Annotated in this window: 8 protein-coding genes; 6 read left to right on the forward strand and 2 right to left on the reverse strand. The window is 63.4% G+C overall.

Annotated elements, in window-relative coordinates; all coding sequences use genetic code 11:
• Together ENZ75_RS14210 and ENZ75_RS14215 are read right to left on the reverse strand one after the other, a co-directional pair.
• Positions 1-717, reverse strand: a 717-nt coding sequence (locus ENZ75_RS14210; protein WP_164887818.1) for a GntR family transcriptional regulator, incomplete at its 3' end; no start/stop codon positions are given.
• A complete protein-coding gene (locus ENZ75_RS14215) occupies positions 714-1,595 on the reverse strand; it encodes an N-acetylglucosamine kinase (RefSeq protein ID WP_063169683.1) in 882 nt (293 codons plus the stop codon). The genes ENZ75_RS14210 and ENZ75_RS14215, both read right to left, overlap by 4 nt.
• A 199-nt stretch (positions 1,596-1,794) precedes the next feature.
• On the opposite strand from ENZ75_RS14215, the gene ENZ75_RS14220 reads away from it, so the two are divergent.
• The 6 genes from ENZ75_RS14220 to ENZ75_RS14245 form a co-directional block, all read left to right on the forward strand.
• Positions 1,795-2,754 carry an N-acetylmuramic acid 6-phosphate etherase gene (locus ENZ75_RS14220; protein ID WP_027161162.1) on the forward strand — a complete coding sequence of 320 codons (960 nt, stop codon included), beginning with the start codon at positions 1,795-1,797 and terminating at the stop codon, positions 2,752-2,754.
• 2 nt (positions 2,755-2,756) lie between these two features.
• Positions 2,757-4,016: an ABC transporter substrate-binding protein gene (locus ENZ75_RS14225; RefSeq protein WP_013528574.1), complete on the forward strand. Its 1,260-nt coding sequence runs from the start codon at positions 2,757-2,759 to the stop codon at positions 4,014-4,016.
• 244 nt (positions 4,017-4,260) lie between these two features.
• A complete protein-coding gene (locus ENZ75_RS14230; protein ID WP_013528573.1) occupies positions 4,261-5,190 on the forward strand; it encodes a sugar ABC transporter permease in 930 nt (309 codons plus the stop codon).
• Between the two features lie 11 nt (positions 5,191-5,201).
• Positions 5,202-6,041 (forward strand): carbohydrate ABC transporter permease, encoded by an 840-nt coding sequence (locus tag ENZ75_RS14235; RefSeq protein WP_013528572.1) that lies wholly within the window; start codon positions 5,202-5,204, stop codon positions 6,039-6,041.
• Positions 6,038-6,505: a DUF4304 domain-containing protein gene (locus tag ENZ75_RS14240; protein WP_013528571.1), complete on the forward strand. Its 468-nt coding sequence runs from the start codon at positions 6,038-6,040 to the stop codon at positions 6,503-6,505. The genes ENZ75_RS14235 and ENZ75_RS14240 overlap by 4 nt, the downstream gene beginning before the upstream one ends.
• A gap of 1 nt (position 6,506) precedes the next feature.
• Positions 6,507-7,487: Gfo/Idh/MocA family oxidoreductase (locus tag ENZ75_RS14245; protein ID WP_206617037.1), on the forward strand; the 981-nt coding region annotated here is incomplete at its 3' end.

The following is a 7,487-nucleotide window of genomic DNA, read 5'->3' on the forward strand; positions in this document are numbered from 1 at the left end:
CCGGTAGATAGAGCGGGTGAATTCGATCACCTTGCCGCTCGCCAGATAGGAAATGCGTTCGATGTGCAGGCCGGCAATGCCTGGCGGCACCTCGAGCAGGCGCGCGTCGCTGTCGCCGAGATTGGCGGCGGAAATGCGCTGCACCGCCCGCACCGGCCGATTGCCGGTCAATTCCAGCGCGGCATAGAGCGAGGAGCCTATGTCGGCCGGGTCGGGCAACACGCTGGCCGACAGCGAGGCCCGCTCGATCGCCAGCGGCGTGTCGTTGGCAATGCGCAGGCGCGCCACGCGCGCCACCAGTTCGTTCGACGACAGGCCGAGCACCATCATTTCGTCGGGCGAAGGTGCGTAAAGGCCGCGGTCGAGCCATGCCGAACGCACCACCATGCCGCGCCGCGCCATGTCCTCGGTAAACGAGGTCAGCCGCGACAGCGACTGTTCGACACGCTCCATGCGCGGCGCCACGAAGGTGCCGGAGCCGTGGCGCTGCACCAGGATGCCGCCCTTGACCAGGTCCTGCACCGCCTTGCGCACGGTGACCCGCGAAATATCGGCCTTGGTGGCGATGTCGCGCTCGGAGGGCAGCGCGTCGCCCGGCCCGATCAGGCCGCGGTTGACCGCGTCCTCGATGCTCTTGCGCAGCTGCAGATAAAGCGGCGCGCCGCTTTGCGCCTGATGTTTCAGCGTGGCGAAGATCTGGTCGGCGGCCTCGCTCATCGAGTTGCCTTCGCGTGTCCGGCGAAAAGGCGAACCGCCATCTGCACCGCGCCGCCCAGCGCGTCGTCGAGCGGCGGCTTCAGCAGCGCCCGGTAGCGGGCAGACAGGCGCGGCGCGTAGAGCGGCGCCAGCCCGCCGAGGAGGCACAGCGGCGCGTCGTCGGCGAGATCGAGCGCGCCGAGCGAGGCTTCGACATCGGCAACCACCCTGTCGAGGATCCAGTTGGCGACGCTGTCGCCCTTCTCGGCGTGTTCGAACACCTTGGGTGCGAAGCCGCCGAAATCGCCGGGCTTGGCATTGGTGGTGAATTCGACGACATCCTCCGGGTTGTTGCGGAAGACGGCCAGCATGCTCTGCGTCAGCGGCGAGCCCGCGCGGACGCCGTCATAGGCAAGCAGTGTCTGTTCGAGCAGGTCGCGGCCGATACGGGCGCCGCTGCCCTGGTCGCCAACCTGGAAGCCCCAGCCGCCGATGGCGCGCGATTTGCCTTGTCTGCGCGCCATATAGGCGGTGCCGGTGCCGAGGATCGCCATGGCGCCGTCACCGGCGCCGACAGCGCCTTCCAGCGCGATTTCGGCGTCGGTCTCGACGCGGCTGATGCTGAATGGCAGGATCGCCTCGAGCTGCTGCCGGTAGGTGCCGACATTGGCGCCGGCAAGGCCGAGAATTGCGGGCGTTCGCGGGATCAGTTCCGGATCCTGCCCGGCGACGAGGAACGCCTGCCTGGCGGCCTCGACGATGTTCGAGCGGGCGCCGGTCAGGTCGGTGCGGATGTTGGCGGCGCCGCTTTTGGCGCGGCCGATCACCGTGCCGTCCGCCGTTGCCAGGGCGGCCCTGCAGCTGGTGCCGCCGCCATCGATTCCGAGCACGAAATTCACGTTGATTTCTCCTCCGGGCGGATAATACCAATAAAATACCAATAGCCAAGGATTAATTTCCGTTTCAAAAAGTTTAAGCCGTATTTTATTGAAGAATCTGCCTATTTCGGCGGCTCAGCGATTTCCGGCCCGCGAATTCGTTAATGCGTGTGGACAAGTGGTATTTTTTTGGTATTGTTCTGGTATTGGAGGAACCGGGATGGCCGAAACGCGCACCGAAGCGCTTCACAAAAATGCCGAGGGGCTGGATATCCAGCCTCCGGACGCCATCCTTTCCTATTTGGCCGATGCGCAGATCGAAGCCGCCAAGGTGGTGCGCCATGCCATTCCATCCATCGCCAGGGCCGCCGAGATCATCGCCGGCAGGCTGAAGAGCGGGGGCAAGCTTGCCTACGCCGCGGCCGGCAGCTCAGGCCTGATGGCACTGGCCGATGCGCTGGAGCTGCCGGGCACCTTCGGCATTCACCGCGACCGCATCGCCATCCTGATCGCCGGCGGCGACGACGCTTTCCGCACGCTGGCCGGCGGGCCGGAAGACGATACCGAGGAAGCCGCGGCAGCGGTCGCCGAGGCCGGCCTCGGCAAGGGCGACTGCCTGATCGCCATTTCCGCCAGCGGCACGACGCCCTATGCCGTGCGGGCCATCGAGGAGGCTGCCCGCCGCGGCGCTGCCACCATCGGCATCGCCAACAACAGGGACTCTGCGCTGCTGCGCCAGGCACAAACCGCCATCCTGCTCGAAACGCCGCCGGAACTGATCGCCGGCTCCACGCGCATGGGCGCCGGCACTGCCCAGAAGATCGCGCTCAACATGCTGTCGACGCTGACCGCCATCCATCTCGGCCATGTGCATGACGGCTACATGGTCAATCTCATGGCCGACAACATCAAGCTGCGCGACCGCGCGGCGCGTATCGTCGCCGCCGTCAGCGGCCGCGGCACGGACGAAGCGGCCCGCCTGCTCGAAAAGAGCGGCGGCGCGGTCAAGACCGCCATTCTGCTCGCCGCCGGCGCCGACAGCACTGACGCGGCGCAGAAGATACTGGAAGAGGCCGGCCAGAAGTTGCGGCCGGCCCTTTCCGCTATAGAGGGGAGCAAGGGCTCAAAAGCCTCTGTTCTCATCAAAACCGAACCTGAAAAAGGTCAACAGGGAGACTGAGCATGACAACGAAACTACTGACGGCACTGCTTTTGGGCACCAGCATTCTCGGCTCGGCCGGGTTGGCTCACGCCGACGACGTAACGCTCAACATCGAAAGCTGGCGCGGCGACGACCTTGCCATCTGGAAGGACAAGCTGATCCCGGCTTTCGAAGCCAAGAACCCGGGCATCAAGGTCGTGTTCGCACCGTCGGCTCCGACCGAATATGACGCCGCGCTCGGCGCCAAGCTCGCCGCCGGCTCGGCGGGCGACCTGATCACCTGCCGCCCGTTCGACAAGTCGCTTGAGCTGTTCAAGAAGGGCAACCTTGCCGATCTCTCGGCGCTGCCCGGCATGGAGAACTTTTCGCCGGTGGCCAAGTCCGCCTGGCAGACCGACGACGGCAAGGCGAGCTTCTGCGTGCCGATGGCTTCGGTCATCCACGGCTTCATCTACAACAAGGACGCCTTTGACAAGCTCGGCATCAAGGTGCCGGAGACCCGCGACGAGTTCTTCGCCGCGCTCGACAAGATCAAGGCCGACGGCACCTACATCCCGATGGCGATGGGCACCAAGGATCTCTGGGAAGCCGCGACCATGGGCTACCAGAACATCGGCCCCAACTACTGGAAGGGCGAGGACGGCCGCGCGGCGCTGATCAAGGGCGATCAGAAGCTGACCGACAAGGACTGGGTCGCGCCGTATGAGGAACTGGCCAAGTGGAAGCCTTATCTCGGCGATGGCTTCGAGGCGCAGACCTATCCGGACAGCCAGAACCTGTTCACGCTCGGCCGCGCCGCCATCTACCCGGCCGGCTCGTGGGAGATCGGCCTGTTCAACACCCAGGCGCAGTTCAAGATGGGCGCCTTCCCGCCGCCGGTCGAGAAGGCCGGCGACACCTGCTACATCTCCGACCATACCGATATCGGCATGGGCCTGAATGCGGCTTCGAAGAACGCCGATGCGGCCAAGACCTTCCTGTCCTGGGTCGCCTCGCCGGATTTCGCCACCATCTACGCCAACGCACTGCCGGGCTTCTTCAGCCTGAACTCCTCGCCGGTGAAGATGGAAGACCCGCTGGCGCAGGAATTCGTCTCCTGGCGCGGCAAGTGCAAGTCGACGATCCGCTCGACCTACCAGATCCTGTCGCGCGGCACGCCGAACCTCGAGAACGAGACCTGGGTTGAATCGGCCAACGTCATCAACGGCACCGATACGCCGGAAGCGGCGGCCAAGAAGCTGCAGACCGGCCTCGACAGCTGGTACCATCCGGCCAAGTAAGAGCTCAGGTAATGGAACCGGCCGGCGCACGCCTGGCCGGTTCCGGACTACCTCATTCAAAGTGCGCCTATTCAGATTGCGATTGTCGGCACCGCCTCCCGGCCTTACCCTCTCTTCGGGGAAGGCTAGCTGATCAGTCGCAGGCCTTTGTTCCTGCCGCATCGGCAGGAATGGTCGGGCCGTGCATCGAGGCATCATCTAGATCGATACCCTTTGGAACCGAGAGACGGCGGGGACCGAACTCATGGCCGCAGATATCAGACCGAAAAGACCGTTCCGCTGGCATATAGGCGTCTTCCTGGCGCCGGCGGTGCTTGTCTACACGGCAATCATGATCCTGCCGCTCGCCGGCACGCTGCAGCTCTCGCTGTTCCGCAACATCGAGCAGCACCAGGTCTTCGTCGGGCTGGAAAACTTCCGCATGCTGTTCGGCGATCCCAACTGGTCGGTGGGTTTCTGGAACGCGCTGAGGAACAACACCTGGTTCTTTATCATCCACATGCTGGTGCAGAACCCGATCGGCGTCATGCTGGCCGCGCTTCTGTCCAGCCCGAGACTGAGGTTCGCGGCCTTCTACCGCACGGCGATCTTCGTGCCGACCATCCTGTCCTTCGTCATCGTCGGTTTCGCCTGGAAGCTGATCCTGTCCCCGTTGTGGGGCGTAGCGCCGCATCTGATGGATCTCGTCGGCCTGAAAAGCCTGTTCACGCCATGGCTCGGCAAGGAACAATATGCGCTCACCGCACTCAGCCTGATTTCGGTGTGGCAGTTCGTCGGCATCCCGATGATGCTGATCTACGCCGCCCTGCTGTCGATCCCCGAAGAGGTGATCGAGGCCGCCGAATGCGATGGCATCACCGGCCTGGCGCAGTTCTGGAAGATCAAGCTGCCGCTGATCCTGCCGTCGATCGGCATCATCTCGATCCTCACCTTCGTCGGCAATTTCAACGCCTTCGACCTGATCTACACCGCGCAAGGCGCGCTCGCCGGGCCGAACTATTCGACCGATATTCTCGGCACTTTCCTCTACCGCGCCTTCTTCGGCTTCCAGCTGCAGGTCGGCGACCCCAATATGGGCGCGGCGATCGCCACGATGATGTTCCTGATCATCCTCGGCGGCGTCTGCGTCTATCTCTTTCTCGTCCAGACGCGCCTGCGTCGCTACCAGTTCTGAGGGGCCGAGAGATGAGCACCGCCACCCGTTCCGTACCCCGCACCATCGGCGCCCATGCGATCCTGTTGACCTACACGGTGATCGCGCTGTTTCCGGTGATCCTGGTGATCATGAACTCGTTCAAGTCCCGCGCCGGCATCTTCGGCGCGCCGCTGACGCCGCCGACGCCCAAAACCTTCGACCTGATCGGCTACACCACCGTCATCGGCCAGGGCGACTTCATCCACTATTTCCAGAACAGCCTCGTCGTCACCGTCGCCTCCCTGTTCCTCGTGCTCCTGTTCGGCGCCATGGCGGCGTTCGCGCTGTCGGAATACCGCTTCCGCGGCAACTCGCTGATGGGCCTCTATCTGGCGCTCGGCATCATGATCCCGATCCGGCTGGGCACCGTCGCCATCCTGCAATTGATGGTGGCGAGCGGGCTGGTCAACACGCTGACGGCGCTGATCCTGGTCTACACCGCGCAAGGCCTGCCGCTTGCCGTGTTCATCCTGTCGGAGTTCATGAAGCAGGTGTCCGACGATCTGAAGAATGCCGGCCGCATCGACGGCCTGTCGGAATACACCATCTTCTTCCGCCTGGTGCTGCCGCTGGTCAGGCCCTCGATGGCAACCGTCGCCGTCTTCACCATGATCCCGATCTGGAATGACCTGTGGTTCCCGCTGATCCTGGCGCCGTCGGAAGAAACCAAGACGGTGACGCTCGGCGCGCAGCTCTTCCTCGGCCAGTTCGTCACCAACTGGAACGCTATCCTGGCGGCGCTGTCGCTGGCGATCATGCCGGTGCTGATCCTCTACGTCATCTTCTCGCGGCAGTTGATCCGCGGCATTACTTCCGGAGCGGTGAAGTGAGCGGCGGGGAAGAAGCTATCGTACAGGCCCTCGTCGAGACAGCGAGCCACTATGGATTCCGGGGCGTTCGCGCCAAAAATTTCTACCGAGAGTGGCCGGAGACGATCTGTGTGCTGAACCTTCAGAAGTCTTCCTGGGGTCCGCAATTCTATATCAACGCTGCTGTCTGGTTTGCACGGCTTGGGCCGGAGCGCCGGCCGAAGGAATACAATTGTCACATTCGTTGGCGCGTCAATTCCCAGATGGAAGACGAGCAGTCGAAAGCGTTCGAGCAGGCGCTCAACCTTGAGCATCCCTTGCCTGATGATCAGAGGCTTTCACTGATCAAGGACGGAGTTGATGCCTATGGCTTTCGACTTTTGTCCCGGTGTGACAGCGAAGAAGCAGCCCTGCGGGTCGCAGATGAATGTGAGCCACAGGTGATGGTGGCTCTCGCAGCCCGCAGTCAAGAAAAGGCGAATTGAAATGGCCCAACCCCTGCGTGTCGTCGTCGCCGGCCTCGGCAATATGGGCCGCAGCCATGCGCTGGCCTACCATACCAATCCAGGTTTCCAGATCGCGGCGCTGATCAATCGCTCCGACGTGCCGCTGCCGGACGGGCTGTCGGGTTACGGCATCAGGCGCTCCTTCGACGAGGCATTGCGTGACGAAAAGCCCGATGTCGCCTGCATCGCCACCTATTCCGACAGCCATGCCGACTATGCGGTGAAGGCGTTCGAGGCCGGTTGCCACGTCTTCGTCGAAAAGCCGCTGGCAACGACGGTGGCCGATGCCAGGCGCGTCGTCGCGGCGGCCAAGGCCAACGGCAGGAAGCTGGTGATCGGCTACATCCTGCGCCATCACCCGTCCTGGATCAGGCTCATCGCCGAAGCGCGCAAGCTCGGCGGCCCCTACGTCTTCCGCATGAACCTCAACCAGCAATCCTCGGGCCATACCTGGGAGACGCACAAGCAGTTGATGCAGACGACCTCGCCGATCGTCGATTGCGGCGTGCACTATCTCGACGTCATGCTGCAGATCACCGATGCGAAGCCCGTGGAAGTGCGCGGCATGGGCGTGCGGCTGACCGACGAGGTCGCGCCCTCGATGTACAATTACGGCCACTTGCAGGTGCTGTTCGATGACGGTTCGGTCGGCTGGTATGAGGCCGGCTGGGGGCCGATGATTTCGGAAACCGCCTTCTTCGTGAAGGACGTCATCTCGCCCAATGGCTGCGTGTCGATCGTCATGAAGGAAGGTGTGAAGTCCGATGACATCGACACCCACACCAAGACCTCGACCATCCGCCTGCACAATGCGGCGACCGGCGCGGACGGCAAGTTCGCCAAGCCAGACGAGATGTTGTCGATGGAGGGCGAACCCGGCCATCAGGACCTCTGCGACCTCGAACAGGCCTTCGTGCTGAAGGCAATCCGCGAGGATCTCGATCTCACCAAACATATGGAC

The organism is Mesorhizobium sp. M7A.F.Ca.CA.002.04.1.1 (genome assembly GCF_004022805.1).
In the GTDB taxonomy this organism is placed as follows: domain Bacteria; phylum Pseudomonadota; class Alphaproteobacteria; order Rhizobiales; family Rhizobiaceae; genus Mesorhizobium; species Mesorhizobium ciceri.